This window comes from Pseudoflavonifractor capillosus (assembly GCF_016902575.1).
Taxonomy (GTDB): Bacteria; Bacillota; Clostridia; order Oscillospirales; family Oscillospiraceae; genus Enterenecus; species Enterenecus capillosus_A.
Map to the genome: position 1 here is coordinate 1 of NZ_JACSNZ010000044.1, position 16,217 is coordinate 16,217.

Here is a 16,217-nt window from a genome sequence, read left to right on the forward strand (position 1 = left end):
TCCGCCACACCTTCGCCACCAACGCCCTGGAGCATGGCATGGACATCAAGACCTTATCCGCCATCATCGGCCATGTGTCCAGCGCCACGACACTGAACGTCTACGCCCATGTCAGCGATGAAATGCGCCAGAGAGCCGCTGACCGCATCGACCGGGGCATTGCCGGGGTGGAGCCGCCCCTCAATCCAAAGCCCAACAGGCCAGCCACAGCCACCCCCTTCCAGGCGGTGAAAGGCAAATACCGCAAGCCGGGAACCGGCTGTGTGAGCCAGATCAACGACCACCTCTGGGAGGGACGCTACTCCCCCAAGGTCAACGGCAAGCGCATGGCCCGGAACGTCTATGCTCCCACAGAAGTGGAGTGTGAAGAAAAGCTGGCAACGCTGATCGCAGAGATGAAACAGGAACTGGCCCTCCTCAAAGCTAAGAAACCAGCCGTCTAAGAGAAGATAACTGCCCTCCGGAAGGAACACTTCTGGAGGGCAGCTTTTACTCTGTTTTGTGGCTAAACTGTGGTCAAACCTGATATGCGGTCAGGGCTCGCCCTGTGAATACCTCGAAAAAGTAAAGAAAAACCGCTGTTTTCTCTCGAAAACAGCGGTTTTTATGGTGGACGATACAGGACTCGAACCTGTGACCCCCTGCACGTCAAGCAGGTGCTCATACCAGCTGAGCTAATCGTCCATTTCTCTCACGGACAAACGCTATTATACATAATCCCCCCCTTCTTGTCAACACCTTTTTTTCATGATATAATTTTTTTATTTCTCACATGAGGTGATGGTATGAAATACGCCCTGATCACCGGGGCCTCCGGCGGCATCGGCGCTGCCACTGCCCGGGCCTTTGCCCAGGCAGGGTACGGCGTGGCTCTTCATGGTCACCAGAACAAAGAAAAGCTCCACGCCCTGGCTCAGGAGCTGTCTGCGCTATCCGTGCCCGTACTGGAGCTGTACGCTGACCTGTCCGACCCCAAACAGGCCAAAGAGATGGTTGACAATGTGTTAGAAAGTTTTTGTCAACTTGACATTTTGATTTGTTGCTCTGGCCTGTCCCATGTGGGACTTATCAGTGATATTGACCAAGAAAACTGGCGCAGGCTGTTTGGCGTCAACGTAGATGGTATGCACTTTTGCTGCCAAGCGGTGCTGCCCCACATGATCCACCGCAAAGAGGGGTGCATCATCACCGTATCCTCCATGTGGGGACAGGTGGGCGCCTCCTGCGAGGTGGCCTATTCCGCCACAAAAGGTGCCATCATTGCCTACACTAAGGCGCTGGCACAGGAGGTTGGCCCCTCAAACATTCGGGTCAACTGCATCGCACCTGGGGTCATCGACACAGAGATGAACGCCCATTTGTCCCCCGAGGACATGGCCGTTCTGGCCGACGAAACCCCCTTGGGGCGCATTGGAACCCCCCAGGAGTGCGCCGCCTGCGCACTGTTTTTGGCCTCCGACGGTGCCTCCTTTGTCACCGGTCAGGTGCTGGCTCCCAACGGTGGATTGGTGGTCTAAAGCCAAGTGTCCGTCACTATGCAACACAATGACCGTCCCAGGCGGACGGTCATTGTGTATTTTTTAGGTTGACAACTTTACCCGGCAGGTCTATAATTGTCAACAATCTTACCGATGCTTGCAACGTATTAAATCGGTAAAATGGGAGGTTGTTACAATGAAAAAGAAGCAGATTGCAGCGATGCTCATGGCAGGCGCCATGTGTATGGGTATGCTGGCCGGCTGCGGCAACAAGGACAATACAGGCAGCAGCGACTCCAACGTGTTCACCGTGGGTGTGGTGGGCCCCCTCACCGGAGACGCCGCCATTTACGGTACCAACGTGGTCAACGCCGCTCAGATTGCTGTGGATGAAATCAACGCCCTGGGCGGTGACATCCAGTTCCAGCTCATCTCCGCCGACGACGTCAACGACCCCGAGACCTCGGTGAACGCCTACAACCAGCTGATGGACAAGGGCATGCAGATGCTGGTGGGCACTGTCACCTCCAAGCCCGCCCTGTCCGTGTCTCCTCTGTCCAATGAGGACCGGGTGTTTACCCTCACCCCCTCCGCCTCTGGTGACGACGTCATTGAGGGCAACGACAACACCTATCAGGTGTGCTTCACCGACTCCAACCAGGGCAGCCGCTCCGCTCAGTACATTGACGAGCACTTTGACGGGGCCAAGATCGCTATTATCTATAAGAACGACGATCCCTATTCCCAGGGTATCCGGGACACCTTCGCCGCTGAGGCCAAGACCCGCGGCATGGACGTGGTGTATGAGGGCACCTTCGACAGCTCCAGCCAGACCGACTTCAACGTCCAGCTCACCGGCGCTCAATCCGCCGGAGCCGACCTGCTGTTCCTGCCCATCTACTACACCCCCGCCTCCGTCATTCTGACCCAGGCCAACGCCATGGGCTACGCCCCCACCTTCTTCGGTGTGGACGGCATGGACGGCATTCTGACCGCTGACGGCTTCGATGCCTCTCTGGCTGAGGGCGTGTATCTGCTGACTCCCTTCTCCGCCGACGCCCAGGACGAGGCCACCCAGAACTTCGTGAACGAATACAAAGAGCGCCACAACGGCGAGACCCCCAACCAGTTCGCCGCCGACGCCTATGACGCCGTGTACATCCTCTACGAAGCCATTAAGGCCTCCGGTGTCACCCCCGACATGTCCAACGAGGAGATCTGCGACGGCCTCATCCAGGCCATGGGCGATCTGTCTGTGGTGGGTCTGACCAGCGCCGGGTCTGAGATGACTTGGGACGACAACGGCGCCGTGTCCAAGGACCCCGCCGCCGTCATCATCAAGGACGGCACCTACGTCACTCCCTGACGCAACCATCCAATCCGAATAAAACACAGGGCAGGCTGCCGGGCTCCGGCAGCCACTCTGTATTTCTATCCCAGAAGCCGGCACGGAACCCCTTCCGTTCTGGCTCCTGGAATAGAGGAGAAAAAGAGAGGATCGAGAGCTTATGGAATTTCTATCATACCTGATCACCGGTATCAGTCTGGGCAGCATCTACGCCATCATCGCCCTGGGCTATACCATGGTGTATGGCATCGCCAAGATGCTCAACTTCGCCCACGGCGACGTCATCATGGTAGGCGGCTATGTGGCCTTCTACTCCATGACCTATGCCAGCGGCTCCCTGTTGGGGGATTCTCCCTCGGCGGTGGCTGCCGGACTGTCCACGCTGGTGTGCGTGCTGCTGGCCATGGCCGTGTGCACGGTGCTAGGCATTGTCATTGAGGGCCTGGCCTATCGCCCTCTGCGGGAGGCGGGGAGCCTGGCGGTGCTCATCACCGCCATCGGCGTCAGCTACTTTTTGCAAAACGCCGCCCAGCTGCTCTTTGGAGCCAACCCCAAGAACTTCACCCCCGTCATCAGCGGACAGCTGACCTTGTTCGGCGGCCAGCTGCGCATCTCCTATGTGGCTCTGCTCACCGTAGTCGCCTGTATCGTCATCATGGTGTGTCTGACCCTGTTTACCAACCGCAGCAAGATGGGTAAAGCCATGCGGGCCTGCTCGGAGGACAAGGGCGCGGCTCAGCTCATGGGCATCCACGTCAACCGCACCATCTCCATGACCTTTGCCATCGGCTCGGCTCTGGCCGCCATCGCCGGGGTGCTGCTGTGCTCCTACTCCCCGGTGCTGCTGCCCACCACCGGCTCCATGCCCGGCATCAAGGCCTTTACCGCCGCCGTGTTCGGCGGCATCGGCTCCATCCCCGGAGCCTTCCTGGGCGGTATCCTGTTGGGCATCATCGAGTCCATGGCCCAGGCGTACATCTCCACCCAGCTGTCCAACGCCATCCTCTTCGCCGTGCTCATCGTGGTGCTGCTGGTGAAGCCCTCCGGCCTGCTGGGCAAGTACGTGCCTGAGAAAGTGTGAGGTGGCGGATATGAAAAACTACTTCAAAAACATGAAAACCATTACCAAGGTGGACTACGCCACCTATCTGGGCGTCATCGCTGCCTTTGTGATCGTGACCCTGCTCCAGTCCGCTGGAATGCTCACCCGCTCCATGACCGGTATGCTGGTGCCCATCTGCTGCTACATCTGCATGGCGGTGTCGCTGAACCTCACCGTGGGCATTCTGGGCGAGCTGTCTCTGGGCCACGCGGGCTTTATGAGCGTGGGCGCTTTCTCCGGCGTCATCGTGTCCATGAGCCTCCAGAGCTCTGTGCCCAACGAGCTGGTCCGGCTGGTGCTGGCTCTGGTGGTTGGCGCCATTCTGGCCGCTGTGGTGGGCTTTGTGGTGGGTATCCCGGTGCTGCGTCTCCGGGGCGACTACCTGGCCATTGTCACCCTGGCCTTCGGCGAGATCATCAAGGGTATCATCAACTGCTTGCTGGTGGGCTGGGATGAAAACGGGCTCCACATCGCCCTGAACATCGACGGCACCAAGACCATGGACAGCCTGCACCTGGAGGAAGGTGCCATTCAGATCATCAAGGGCGCCCAGGGTGCCGCCGGTAACCACCGCATTGCCACCTTTACCGCCGGATTTGTGCTGGTGATGATCACCCTCATCATCGTGCTCAACCTGGTGCGCAGCCGCACCGGACGGGCGGTCATGGCCATCCGGGACAACCGCATCGCCGCCGAGAGCGTGGGCATCAACGTCACCAAGTATAAGCTCATCGCCTTTGTCACCTCGGCCGCCCTGGCGGGTGCGGCCGGCGCGCTGTTCGGCCTGAACTACTCCAGCGTCAGCGCCGACCAGTTCGACTTCAATACCTCCATCCTGGTGCTGGTGTACGTGGTGCTGGGCGGTCTGGGCAACATCTGGGGCTCCATCATCGCCACCGTGGTGCTGTACGTCCTGCCCGAGGCCCTGCGTGAATTCTCCGACTACCGCATGTTGGCCTACGCCGTGGTCCTCATCCTGGTGATGCTGGCCACCAACAACGAACGCTTCAAGGCGGCTCTGAGCCGTGTGATTCCCAAGAGAAGAAAGGGGGCCGCCGTCAATGGCTAAAAAGGTATTTGAAAAAGGAAAAATGGTCCCCGTCCCCAGCCACTCCATCATCCCTGAGCGTGACCTGTACAAGTCTCCCATTCTGGAGTGCAGCCACTTGGGCATCGACTTCGGCGGTCTGGCGGCGGTGAAGGACTTCAACATCACCGTGGGCCGCACCGAAATTGCGGGCCTCATTGGCCCCAACGGCGCCGGTAAAACCACCGTGTTCAACCTGCTCACCAAGGTCTACCACCCCACCCGGGGCACCATCCTGGTGGATGGTATGGACACCGCCGGGAAAACTCCCGCCCAGGTCAACCGCATGGGCATTGCCCGCACCTTCCAGAACATCCGGCTGTTCAACAACCTGTCCGTGGAGGACAATGTGAAGATCGGCCTGCACAACCACACCCGATACAACGCCATGTCCAGCATTCTCCGCCTGCCCAGCTACTGGAAGCAGGAGAAAATGGCCCATGAGAGTGCCATGGAGCTGCTGTCCATCTTCGACATGCAGGACTTGGCAAACCACAAGGCAGGCTCCCTGCCCTACGGCGCCCAGCGGCGGCTGGAAATTGTCCGGGCCTTGGCCACCAACCCCTCCCTGCTGCTGCTGGACGAGCCGGCGGCAGGCATGAACCCCTCCGAGACCGTGGAATTGATGGAGAACATCGTGAAGATCCGGGACACCTTCCACATCGCCATCATGCTCATTGAGCACGACATGAACCTGGTCATGGGCATCTGCGAGGGTATCTGCGTGCTCAACTTCGGCCAGATCATCGCCAAGGGCACCGCCGAGGAGATTCAAAACAACCCGGTGGTCATCGAGGCCTATCTGGGCAAGCAGAAGGAGGGCTGAGGGCCATGCTGAAAGTCAACAACATCAACGTCTATTACGGCGCCATCCACGCCATTAAGGACATCTCCTTTGAGGTACACCCCGGCGAGGTGGTCACCCTCATCGGTGCCAACGGCGCAGGTAAAACCACCACCTTGCAGACCATTTCCGGCCTGCTCCACTCCCGCACCGGCTCCATCGAGTTCATGGGGGAGAACATCATGGGTCAGCCCGCCCACAAGCTGGTGGGCAAAGGTCTGGCCCAGGTGCCTGAAGGCCGTCGGGTGTTCCTCCAGATGAGCGTGGAGGAGAACCTGGAGATGGGCGCCTACACCCAGCCTAAATCCGCTGTGGCTGCCGGCATTGAGCGGGCCTATGAGCTGTTCCCCCGGCTCAGCGAACGCCGCCGTCAGGTGGCGGGCACTCTGTCCGGCGGCGAGCAGCAGATGCTGGCCATGGGCCGTGCCCTCATGTCCAACCCCAAGCTGCTGATGCTGGACGAGCCCTCCATGGGCCTGGCCCCCATTCTGGTGGAGCAGATTTTCGATATCATCCGCAGCCTTCACAAGGCGGGCACCACCATTTTGCTGGTGGAACAAAATGCCCAGATGGCCTTGTCCGTGGCAGACCGGGGCTACGTGCTGGAGACGGGCAAAATCGTCTCCACCGGCACCGGACAGCAGCTGCTCAACGACGAGTCGGTAAAAAAGGCCTACTTAGGCGGCTAACGAATAAGACAAAACGACGATGCAGACCCATCTCTGGTCTGCATCGTCGTTTTTCTTTAGGTTCACAGTTATCCTAGGGATAGCCAATGGCGTAGTGCTCCCGGTCCTGCTCCACCACAATGCCGTCCACCGGCTTCACCCCGTACTCCTCCAGGAGGGTATAGAGGTTGGTGAGGGTACCGTCCTGGGTACACACTGACGCACAGTCCAAAGTGGCGGACTGTGCGTCAGACGATTGTATGAGGTTTTATCGGCTCATGACAAAGAGATTGGACTCCGTGGAGAAATTGGACACCGAGTACAGCACCAACACTTGGTCAATATCATGCTCTGCCACATACTCTTTCACAGAGTTGAGATTATAGCGCACATCAAACAGGTGCACCTCCTGATAGCTCTGAGCCAGGAAGGGAGCCAGAGTGTCGGTGTAGGAGTCCCGGATCACCAGCAGCTTGCCACCCTCTGCCTGGGGATTTTCCAACACAGCCAAAGGCTTGTTGCCCCCCAGGTTCATGGAGTACTTGTCCTTCTTTTCCAAAAAGCTCTCGTCGTACATCACCCCAGGCTCTGGCTGCCCCTTGGGGTAGGCGGTGACGGTGATGCCCTCAGGATTGACCCAGGTATACATCTCGTCGGGTTTCACCCAACCCGCTCCGCTGGAGGAGTAGGTGGTGCCGTAGAAGGCATCACTGACCAGCTTAGGCTCCCCGTCGGGGGTCACGGTGTCCACCCCCATGGCCTGGGTCAAAGCCTGATAACCCTGGAAGGCACCGAACAGACTCCAGTGGTGGTCGGTGCGGTAGAACACGTCATCTCCGGACAGTTTGTCCCGCAGGTCGATGTAGGTCACATCTTCCCCGGTGGCCTCCATGGCCGCCTGGATGGTGGAGCCGTCGTCCACCAGAGGGGCACGGTTGGGCAGGCGGTCTGCCCACACATAGCTTTTGTCGGGGATGAGGGCGAAGTACACGGGTACTTCCACATTGGCCTCCAGCTGATTGATATAGTTCACCCGGCGGGCCAGATCGTCCCCAGCGGGTTTGGTGTACTGGGCAAAGAGGGTGTCTCCGTCGGTACCCAGGTACACCCCGTTGTTCTCCTGTTTGCCCGCCAGACGCTCACTCCAGGCCTTGAGCTGAATCCAGCTGTCCCGCAGAGGGAACTGGTCGATGACATACTTCTCAAAGCCCTCCATAAACTCCCCCGACTTCAAGGTGGACAGGGTGGGGGGGACAAACTTGGACAGGTATCGGTTTTCCTGCTCTGAAAAGTCCCGGTCGGGGAGAATGAGCAGCGCCCCGCCAAAGCCAAAGATGAACACGCAGAAGAGAGCGGTGATAAAAGTGGCATAATTTTTGGTCAAAACGGTTCACCTCCGGTCAGAATCGGAAATAGAGGAAGGGATTGTAGGTGCCATCCACCAGGTAGGCGGTGGCCACCACCAGGGCCAGACACACCAGCACCGGCAGCAGCGGCTTCCACACCTTGGCGGGAATCTTGTGCCACACCTTGGCCGCCAAGGGAGTGGCTGCCACACAGGCAATGACCAGCATGGGCAGATAGTTGAAGAGATAATACACCGCCGAGCTGTTCACCAGCCCCGCCCCCATGCCAAACATGGCCTTGAGGTAGAGGCCCAGGGCACCGAAGTCCTCCACAGCGAAGATGGCCCAGCCCACCACCACCACGAAGACACCGTAGAGGTGGGTCAGCACGGCGGGGGCTTTGTTCAGATACTTGCCCAGCCACAGCTTTTCCAGCATGATGAAGACGAAATAGTACAGGCCCCAGATGAGGAAGTTCCAGCTGGCTCCGTGCCAGATGCCGGTGGCAGCCCACACCACCAGGGTGTTGAACACCAGGCGAGCCTTGCCCACCCGGCTGCCCCCCAGGGGGATATACAGATAATCCCGGAACCAGTTGCCCAGGGAAATGTGCCACCGCCGCCAGAACTCGGTGGCGGATTTAGAGATATAGGGATAGTTGAAGTTCTCCATAAACTCAAAGCCCAGCATCCGACCCAGGCCGATGGCCATGTCCGAATAACCGGAGAAGTCAAAGTACAGCTGGAGAGAGAAGGCAACAATGCCCAGCCATGCTCCCAGGGTGGTCAGCTCCGCCCCCGGTGTGGCCAGATACACGTCCCACAGCTTGCCCAGGTTGTTGGCCAGCAGCACCTTTTTGGCCAGACCCACGCAAAACCGCTGCACACCCAGGGCAAACCGCTCCACGGTGTGGTCCCGCTGCTCCAGCTGGGCATCCAAGTCCTTATACTGGAGAATAGGCCCGGCAATGAGCTGTGGAAACAAGGTGACGAAGGTGCCGAAGGTGATGATGTTCTTCTGCACCCGGGAGTCCCCCCGGTACACGTCAATGGTATAGCTCATGGTCTGGAAGGTATAGAAGGAGATGCCGATGGGCAGCTCCAGCCCCAGCTGGGGCATCACGTCCAGCCCCAGACTGGCCAGAGACCCGGCAATGAAGTCCCAGTACTTGAAAAAGCCCAGCAAAGCCAGGTTGAACACCACGGAAAGAGCCACAGCAATCTTGGCCCCCCGCTGGTTTTCCCTTTGTTTGTATCGGGTCACCACCAGGCCAAATACATAGTTGGCGGTGATGTTGACCAGCATGATGATGATATACACCGGCTCGCCCCAGCCGTAAAAAATCAGGTTTACCACCATCAGTACCAGATTTCTCCACTTCAAAGGAGAGATATAGTACAAAAGCAGCACCATGGGCAGATATAAGAACAAAAAGTAAGGGGTAGAGAATACCACGGCAGTCACCTCAGTTGACAAAATCGCTCTTTATAAGGTAACACGGGGTGCTGCCAAATGCAACACCCCGTGCGGGCCTGGCAAAAATTCTGCCTATTGCTCAAAATGTGAGGGCTCCAGAGGGCCGTTCACCGGAAATTTTTTAGGCGAACAGTCCGTTGAAGGCCTCCACGATGGCGTCCTTGTCGGTGCTCACCACCAGGGCCACATAGTTGCCGTTCTCCACGATCTCGGCGTTGTTCTGCCAGATCTCAATGGTCTCAGGGTAGAAGGTGCCGCCGTTGAGCATGTTGTCAATGCGGGCCTGGAAGATCTCCTTGACCTTGGCCACATCGCCGGCATTCTTGGTCTGCACCAGCACCATCTCACTGTTGTTCACGCTCATCATGGACACATAGGGCAGGCACTTCTCCAGATCCATCTCGCTTAGACCAGCATAGTTCATGTCCAGGATCTGCTTGCCCATGTCCTGCTCGGTGTCCAGCATGGGGGGCATGGTCTGCTCAGTGACGTAGGTCTCGCCAAAGGCAGCCAGATCCACGGGCTTGGGAGTGGCAGTGGGCTTGGCAGCGCTGTTGCCGCAGGCCACCATGGACAGAGCCAGAGCAGCAGCCATGGCCAAAGTCAGAATCTTCTTCATCATTTTACAGTTCTCCTTGTATGTTTTTTGGCTGTCAGGGCCTCTCGTGCCCTGCTATATCCTTGGACGCAGGAGGGCAAAAAAAGTTCCCTCAAGTTCACAAATTTTTTCTATCCCATTTTCTGCCATAATCCTATACAATGTAAAATCCCGTTTTTTGTTGGAAATATATAAATTGATAAAATTTACATTGTTAAAAAATCCGCTATTTTATGCGAAATACATAGTTTTTTCTTTCGTCCGAAAAAAAGTTATTTTTTTTGCCATTTATCCTATTTTTTCTCTTGTCATTTGCTTCAAAAACGAATATAATGTCCATGGTCGAAGGAGGAGATTATGGTCAATATTGTTTTAGTCGAACCTGAAATCCCACAGAATTGCGGGAATATCGCCCGCACTTGTGCGGCCACTCGCTGCCATTTGCATCTGATCGAGCCTTTGGGGTTCGACATCAGTGAAAAGGCGGTGCGCCGGGCAGGGCTGGATTACTGGCCCATGGTGGAACTGACGGTTTATAAAGATTTGGACGACTTTTTCTCCCAACATCCCCAGCCTGAACTGTGGCTGGCCACCACCAAAGCCCCTCGGGACTACTCCGATGTGTCCTTTTCCGACGGCTGCTGGCTGTTTTTCGGAAAGGAGACCGCCGGACTCCCCCAGTGGCTGCGGGAAAAATACCGGGACCGCTGCATCCGCATCCCCATGCGGGAGGATGCGAGAAGCCTGAATTTGTCCAATTCGGTGGCCATTCTCACATACGAGGCCTTGAAGCAGCAAGGTTTTCCCGGCCTGTCTGGGACAGGCTGTATGGCTGAGGATGCCTGATTTGTTCGCAATGGGTTTGCGAAACGCAGGGTGGTTCCACCCTGCACCCCAATTATATATACCATAAGGTAATATATTTCCCTGTTACTTTGAAAGGAGCCTGAACATGAACTACAACAAAAAGACTGTCAAGGATCTGGATGTAAAGGGCAAAAAGGTGCTGTGCCGCTGCGACTTCAACGTCCCCCAGGACAAGGCCACCGGTGCCATCACTGACGACAAGCGTATCGTGGCTGCTCTGCCCACTCTGAAGTACCTGCTGGAGCAGGGCGCTGCTGTCATCGCCTGCTCTCACCTGGGCAAGCCCAAGGGCGAGCGCAAGGAGTCTCTGACCCTGGCTCCCGTTGCCAAGCGTCTGAGCGAGCTGCTGGGCTGCGAGGTCATCTTCGCCAACGACACCATCGGCGAGGACGCCAAGGCCAAGGCCGCTGCTCTCCAGCCCGGTCAGATCATGCTGCTGGAGAACCTGCGCTTTGACATCCGTGAGGAGAAGAACGATCCTGAGTTCGCTAAGGCTCTGGCTGATATGGCTGAGGTCTATGTGTCCGACGCTTTCGGCACCGTGCACCGTGCTCACGCCTCCACCGCCGGTGTGGCCGCTTACCTGCCCGCCGTGTCCGGCTTCCTGATCGAGAAGGAGCTGGAGATCATGGGCGGCGCTCTGGCCAACCCCAAGCGTCCCCTGGTTGCCATCCTGGGCGGCGCCAAGGTCTCTTCCAAGATCGGCGTGATCAACAACCTGCTGGACATCGCTGACACCATCATCATCGGCGGCGGCATGGCTTACACCTTCATCAAGGCCATGGGCGGCACCGTTGGTACCTCCCTGCTGGAAGAGGATCGCCTGGACTACTGCAACGAGATGATGGCTAAGGCCAAGGAGAAGGGCGTGAAGTTCCTGCTCCCCGTGGACACTCTGTGCGCTGCTGAGTTCTCCGCCGACGCTGAGCCCCAGCTGGTGGAGACCATGGCCATTCCCGACGACCGTATGGGCATGGACATCGGCCCCAAGACCATCGAGCTGTTTGCTGACGCTGTGAAGGACGCCGGCACCGTGATCTGGAACGGCCCCATGGGCGTGTTCGAGTTCCCCGCTTACGCTGAGGGCACCCGCGCTCTGGCCAAGGCTCTGGCTGAGACCAACGCCATCACCATCGTGGGCGGCGGCGACTCCGCTGCTGCTGTGGCTCAGCTGGGCTTCGCTGACAAGATGACCCACATCTCCACCGGCGGCGGCGCTTCCCTGGAGTTCCTGGAAGGCAAGGAGCTGCCCGGCGTGGCTTGCCTCTTGGACAAGTAATTTTCCTATCCACTCATCTCATTTGCGGAGGGGTGAACCCCTCACCCCTCCGCAGTTATACAGAAAGGACGACATTCTTATGAATCTGAAGTATCGTAAGACCATCATCGCCGGCAACTGGAAGATGAACAAGACCCTGTCCGAGACCCGTGCCTACGCCGAGGCCATCAAGCCCCAGCTGGGCAAGCACAAGTGGTGCGAAGTGGTGCTGTGTGTTCCCGCTGTGAACATCCCCGGCGCCGTGAAGCTGTTCAAGGACACCCGCCTGGCCATCGGCGGTGAGAACTGCCACTACGAGGCCTCCGGTGCTTTCACCGGCGAGGTCACCGTGGAGATGCTCAAGGAAGTGGGCGCCAAGTACGTCATCATCGGCCACTCCGAGCGCCGTCAGTACTACAACGAGACCGACCTGACCGTGAACAAGAAGGTTCACGCCGCTCTGGAGGCCGGTCTGCGTCCCATCGTGTGCGTGGGCGAGAGCCTGGAGCAGCGTGAGCTGGACGTCACCGAGGAGCTGATCACCTACCAGGTGAAGATCGCTCTGGCTGGCCTGACCGAGAGCCAGGTGCGCCGTGTGGTCATCGCCTATGAGCCCATCTGGGCCATCGGCACCGGCAAGACTGCCACCGCTGAGCAGGCTGGCGCTGTGTGCTCCCACATCCGTGGCGTGATCCGCAAGCTGTACGGCGCCCGTGTGGCCCGTGCCGTCACCATCCAGTACGGTGGCTCCATGAACGCCAAGAATGCCGCTGAGCTGCTGGCTCAGCCTGACATCGACGGCGGTCTCATCGGCGGCGCTGCCCTGAAGCCCGATGACTTCATGGCTATCATCAACGCTGCCAATCAGGAAGCGTAAGGATAGACGCATAGGGCCGCTAAGGACAGAGCGGATGGGCAAAGCCCAAGAACGGTGTACCTTCCGTTCTGGGTTTGCCCGGAGTCGTCGGACTTAGGGGCCCGGCCATGCGTCCAATCCGAACGTGACAACAAGAAGCGTGCGGATAGGCGCATAGCCAAACACTTTGATATTGTGAGGCATAAGTAATGAAGACTCCTACTACTCTCATCATTATGGACGGCTACGGCCTGCCCGCTTGCCAGTGCAAGCCCGGTGACAACGCCATTGCCGCTGCCAAGACTCCCAACCTGGACAAGATCCTGGCTGAGAACCCCTGCTGCCGCCTGTCCGCCTCCGGCCTGGACGTGGGTCTGCCTGACGGCCAGATGGGCAACAGTGAGGTGGGCCACACCAACATCGGCGCAGGCCGTGTGGTGTTCCAGGACCTGCCCCGCATCTCTCTGGACATCGAGAAGGGTACCTTCTTCCAGAATCCCGCTTACGTCTCCGCCATGGACGCCTGCAAGGAGAAGGGCACTGCCCTGCACCTGTACGGCCTGCTCAGCGACGGCGGCGTGCACTCCCACATCACCCACCTCTTCGCTCTGCTGAAGATGGCCAAGGAGCGTGGCCTGACCCGTGTTTACGTCCACTGCTTCCTGGACGGCCGTGACGTGCCCCCCTCCTCCGGCAAGAGCTACGTGGAGCAGCTCCAGGCCAAGATGGCCGAGCTGGGCGTGGGCCAGATCGCCACTGTCCAGGGCCGTTTCTACGCCATGGACCGTGACAACCGCTGGGAGCGTGTGGAGCGTGCCTACCAGGCCATGGTCTACGGCGAGGCTCCCTTCTGTGCCGATGCCGCCCAGGCTGTTCAGGAGTCCTATGATAAGGGTGTCACCGACGAGTTCATGGAGCCCGTGGTGTGCACCAAGGGCGCTGAGATCGGCGAGGGCGACTCCATCATCTTCTACAACTACCGTCCCGACCGTGCTCGTGAGATCACCCGCAGCTTCGTGGACCCCGAGTTCACCGGCTTTGAGCGCAAGAAGGGCTTCTTCCACGTGCAGTATGTGTGCACCACCGAGTATGACTCCACCATGCCCAACGTGACTGTGGCCTATCCTCGTGAGAAGCTGTCCAACATCTTCGGCGAGTATATCTCCCGCATGGGCCGCACCCAGCTGCGCATTGCCGAGACCGAGAAGTACGCCCATGTCACCTTCTTCTTCAACGGTGGTGTGGAGCAGACCTTCCCCGGCGAGGATCGCTGCCTGATCCCCTCCCCCAAGGTTGCCACCTACGACCTGCAGCCTGAGATGAGCGCTGCCCAGGTCACCGAGGAGTGCGTCAAGCGCATCGAGAGCGGCAAGTATGATGTCATCATCCTCAACTACGCCAACTGCGACATGGTGGGCCACACCGGCGTGTTTGACGCCGCTGTGAAGGCCGCCGAGGCCGTGGACGAGGGCGTGGGCAAGGTTGTGGCTGCCACCGCTGCCATGGGCGGCGTGTCCATCATCACCGCCGACCACGGCAATGCCGAGCACATGCTGGCCGAGGACGGCTCTCCCTTCACCGCTCACACCACCAACCTGGTGCCCTGCTGCCTGGTGGGTGCGGACGTGAAGCTGCGTGACGGCCGTCTGGCCGATCTGGCTCCCACCATGCTGGATCTCATGGGCCTTGAGAAGCCCGCTGAGATGACTGGTGAGACCCTGATCGTCCACTAAGCACCACTGATTGTGGTTATCCGGTGGGCAGGCATCCCGCCTGCCCACCTGAAGATAACATTCTCTACGATTTGAAAGGAGATTGATTCCCATGAAAAACATGATCGAAATCGTTGACGTCGTCGCTCGCGAAATTCTGGACTCCCGCGGCAACCCCACCGTTGAGGTTGAGGTGACCCTGGACGACGGCACCGTGGGCCGTGCTGCTGTGCCCTCCGGCGCTTCCACCGGTATCTACGAGGCCTGCGAGCTGCGTGACGGCGACAAGAGCCGCTACATGGGCAAGGGCGTTGAGAAGGCTGTTGCCAACGTCAACACCGAGATCGCTGAGGCTCTGATCGGCATGAACGTTCTGGATCAGCCCGCCATTGATAAGACCATGATCGAGCTGGACGGCACCCCCAACAAGACCCGTCTGGGCGCCAACGCCATCCTGGGCGCTTCTCTGGCTTGCGCTAAGGCCGCTGCCGAGTCCCTGGGCATGAGCCTGTACAACTACATCGGCGGCGTGAACGCTAAGATCCTGCCCATGCCCATGATGAACATCCTCAACGGCGGCGCTCACGCCACCAACAACGTGGACATCCAGGAGTTCATGATCATGCCCGTGTCCGCTCCCTCCTTCCGTGAGGCTCTGCGCCGCTGCGCCGAGGTGTTCCACACCCTGAAGACCGTTCTGAAGGAGAATGGCACTCCCGCCGCTGGCGTGGGTGACGAGGGCGGCTACGCTCCCAACCTGAAGAAGGACGAGGACGCTCTGAAGGTCATCGTGCAGGCCATCGAGAAGGCCGGCTACAAGCCCGGCGAGGACTTCATGATCGCCATCGACGCCGCTGTGTCCGAGTGGTACAACGAGGAGACCGGCTGCTACGACCTGCCCAAGGCCAAGAAGACCATGACCAAGCAGCAGATGGTCAACATGTGGAAGAAGTTCGCCGACAACTACCCCATCATCTCCCTGGAGGACGGCATGGGCGAGAACGACTGGGAAGGCTGGGGCATGCTCACCAAGGCCATCGGCGACCGCGTGCAGCTGGTTGGCGACGACCTGTTCGTGACCAACGTGTCCCGTCTGTCCACCGGCATTGAGAAGAAGGTTGCCAACGCCATCCTGATCAAGGTCAACCAGATCGGCACCCTGACCGAGACCCTGGACGCCATCCAGATGGCCAACCGCGCTGGCTACACCGCCGTCGTCTCTCACCGCTCCGGCGAGACCGAGGACACCACCATCGCTGACATCTCCGTGGCTCTCAACGCTGGCCAGATCAAGACCGGCGCTCCCAGCCGCACCGACCGTGTTGCCAAGTACAATCAGCTGCTCCGCATCGAGGAGGAGCTGGGCGATGCCGCTCAGTACCTGGGCCGCGACGCTTTCTTCAACCTGCGCTAATCGGTCATACTTCAATGACAAACAAGCCCCTGACTCTCACACGAGAGCCAGGGGCTTTAGCGTGTCGAAAAAGTTCGACACGCTTCTCAAAAATGCAAGCATTTTTTCGAGGAGATGCAGCCCGCTGCATGCATCCTTGGGTCAAAGGGCGACCCAAGGCCAC

Annotated in this window: 16 protein-coding genes and 1 tRNA gene; 12 read left to right on the forward strand and 5 right to left on the reverse strand. The window is 58.8% G+C overall.

The window, feature by feature from the left end:
• Positions 1 to 443, forward strand: a 443-nt coding sequence (locus H9X86_RS10140; protein WP_204901414.1) for a tyrosine-type recombinase/integrase, incomplete at its 5' end; no start/stop codon positions are given.
• Between the two features lie 164 nt (positions 444 to 607).
• On the opposite strand, the gene H9X86_RS10145 is transcribed toward H9X86_RS10140, so the two are convergent.
• A tRNA-Val gene (locus H9X86_RS10145) sits at positions 608 to 684 on the reverse strand.
• Positions 685 to 785: 101 nt separating this feature from the next.
• On the opposite strand from H9X86_RS10145, the gene ymfI reads away from it, so the two are divergent.
• The 6 genes from ymfI (at position 786) to H9X86_RS10175 (ending at position 6,548) form a co-directional block, all read left to right on the forward strand.
• Positions 786 to 1,517, forward strand: coding sequence for an elongation factor P 5-aminopentanone reductase (gene ymfI / locus H9X86_RS10150; protein WP_204901415.1), 732 nt, complete (start codon positions 786 to 788; stop codon positions 1,515 to 1,517).
• A gap of 157 nt (positions 1,518 to 1,674) precedes the next feature.
• Positions 1,675 to 2,844 carry an ABC transporter substrate-binding protein gene (locus H9X86_RS10155; protein ID WP_204901416.1) on the forward strand — a complete coding sequence of 390 codons (1,170 nt, stop codon included), beginning with the start codon at positions 1,675 to 1,677 and terminating at the stop codon, positions 2,842 to 2,844.
• A gap of 142 nt (positions 2,845 to 2,986) precedes the next feature.
• Positions 2,987 to 3,907, forward strand: a complete 921-nt coding sequence (locus H9X86_RS10160; RefSeq protein WP_204901417.1) for a branched-chain amino acid ABC transporter permease — start codon at positions 2,987 to 2,989, stop codon at positions 3,905 to 3,907.
• Positions 3,908 to 3,917: 10 nt separating this feature from the next.
• Positions 3,918 to 4,997, forward strand: coding sequence for a branched-chain amino acid ABC transporter permease (locus tag H9X86_RS10165; RefSeq protein ID WP_087369844.1), 1,080 nt, complete (start codon positions 3,918 to 3,920; stop codon positions 4,995 to 4,997).
• 22 nt (positions 4,998 to 5,019) lie between these two features.
• Positions 5,020 to 5,841, forward strand: a complete 822-nt coding sequence (locus tag H9X86_RS10170; protein ID WP_243416920.1) for an ABC transporter ATP-binding protein — start codon at positions 5,020 to 5,022, stop codon at positions 5,839 to 5,841.
• 5 nt (positions 5,842 to 5,846) lie between these two features.
• Positions 5,847 to 6,548, forward strand: coding sequence for an ABC transporter ATP-binding protein (locus H9X86_RS10175; protein WP_204901419.1), 702 nt, complete (start codon positions 5,847 to 5,849; stop codon positions 6,546 to 6,548).
• A gap of 73 nt (positions 6,549 to 6,621) precedes the next feature.
• On the opposite strand, the gene H9X86_RS12760 is transcribed toward H9X86_RS10175, so the two are convergent.
• From H9X86_RS12760 to H9X86_RS10190, 4 genes are all read right to left on the reverse strand, one after another.
• Positions 6,622 to 6,744 (reverse strand): hypothetical protein, encoded by a 123-nt coding sequence (locus H9X86_RS12760; RefSeq protein ID WP_275962583.1) that lies wholly within the window; start codon positions 6,742 to 6,744, stop codon positions 6,622 to 6,624.
• 51 nt (positions 6,745 to 6,795) lie between these two features.
• Positions 6,796 to 7,911 carry a DHHW family protein gene (locus H9X86_RS10180; RefSeq protein ID WP_204901420.1) on the reverse strand — a complete coding sequence of 372 codons (1,116 nt, stop codon included), beginning with the start codon at positions 7,909 to 7,911 and terminating at the stop codon, positions 6,796 to 6,798.
• A 16-nt stretch (positions 7,912 to 7,927) separates the two neighbouring features.
• Positions 7,928 to 9,328, reverse strand: a complete 1,401-nt coding sequence (locus H9X86_RS10185; RefSeq protein ID WP_204901426.1) for an MBOAT family O-acyltransferase — start codon at positions 9,326 to 9,328, stop codon at positions 7,928 to 7,930.
• Positions 9,329 to 9,470: 142 nt separating this feature from the next.
• Positions 9,471 to 9,971 carry a DUF4358 domain-containing protein gene (locus H9X86_RS10190; protein WP_204901421.1) on the reverse strand — a complete coding sequence of 167 codons (501 nt, stop codon included), beginning with the start codon at positions 9,969 to 9,971 and terminating at the stop codon, positions 9,471 to 9,473.
• A gap of 333 nt (positions 9,972 to 10,304) precedes the next feature.
• Between H9X86_RS10190 and H9X86_RS10195 the strand changes: the two genes are divergently transcribed.
• The 5 genes from H9X86_RS10195 (at position 10,305) to eno (ending at position 16,054) form a co-directional block, all read left to right on the forward strand.
• Complete coding sequence (locus H9X86_RS10195; protein WP_204901422.1) at positions 10,305 to 10,793, forward strand: tRNA (cytidine(34)-2'-O)-methyltransferase; 489 nt, start codon at positions 10,305 to 10,307, stop codon at positions 10,791 to 10,793.
• Between the two features lie 106 nt (positions 10,794 to 10,899).
• Positions 10,900 to 12,093: a phosphoglycerate kinase gene (locus H9X86_RS10200; protein ID WP_204901423.1), complete on the forward strand. Its 1,194-nt coding sequence runs from the start codon at positions 10,900 to 10,902 to the stop codon at positions 12,091 to 12,093.
• Positions 12,094 to 12,172: 79 nt separating this feature from the next.
• Positions 12,173 to 12,949, forward strand: a complete 777-nt coding sequence (gene tpiA / locus H9X86_RS10205; RefSeq protein WP_087232630.1) for a triose-phosphate isomerase — start codon at positions 12,173 to 12,175, stop codon at positions 12,947 to 12,949.
• Positions 12,950 to 13,137: 188 nt separating this feature from the next.
• Complete coding sequence (gene gpmI, locus H9X86_RS10210; protein ID WP_204901424.1) at positions 13,138 to 14,661, forward strand: 2,3-bisphosphoglycerate-independent phosphoglycerate mutase; 1,524 nt, start codon at positions 13,138 to 13,140, stop codon at positions 14,659 to 14,661.
• Between the two features lie 91 nt (positions 14,662 to 14,752).
• Positions 14,753 to 16,054 carry a phosphopyruvate hydratase gene (eno, locus tag H9X86_RS10215; RefSeq protein ID WP_204901425.1) on the forward strand — a complete coding sequence of 434 codons (1,302 nt, stop codon included), beginning with the start codon at positions 14,753 to 14,755 and terminating at the stop codon, positions 16,052 to 16,054.
• The last annotated feature ends 163 nt before the right edge of the window (positions 16,055 to 16,217 follow it).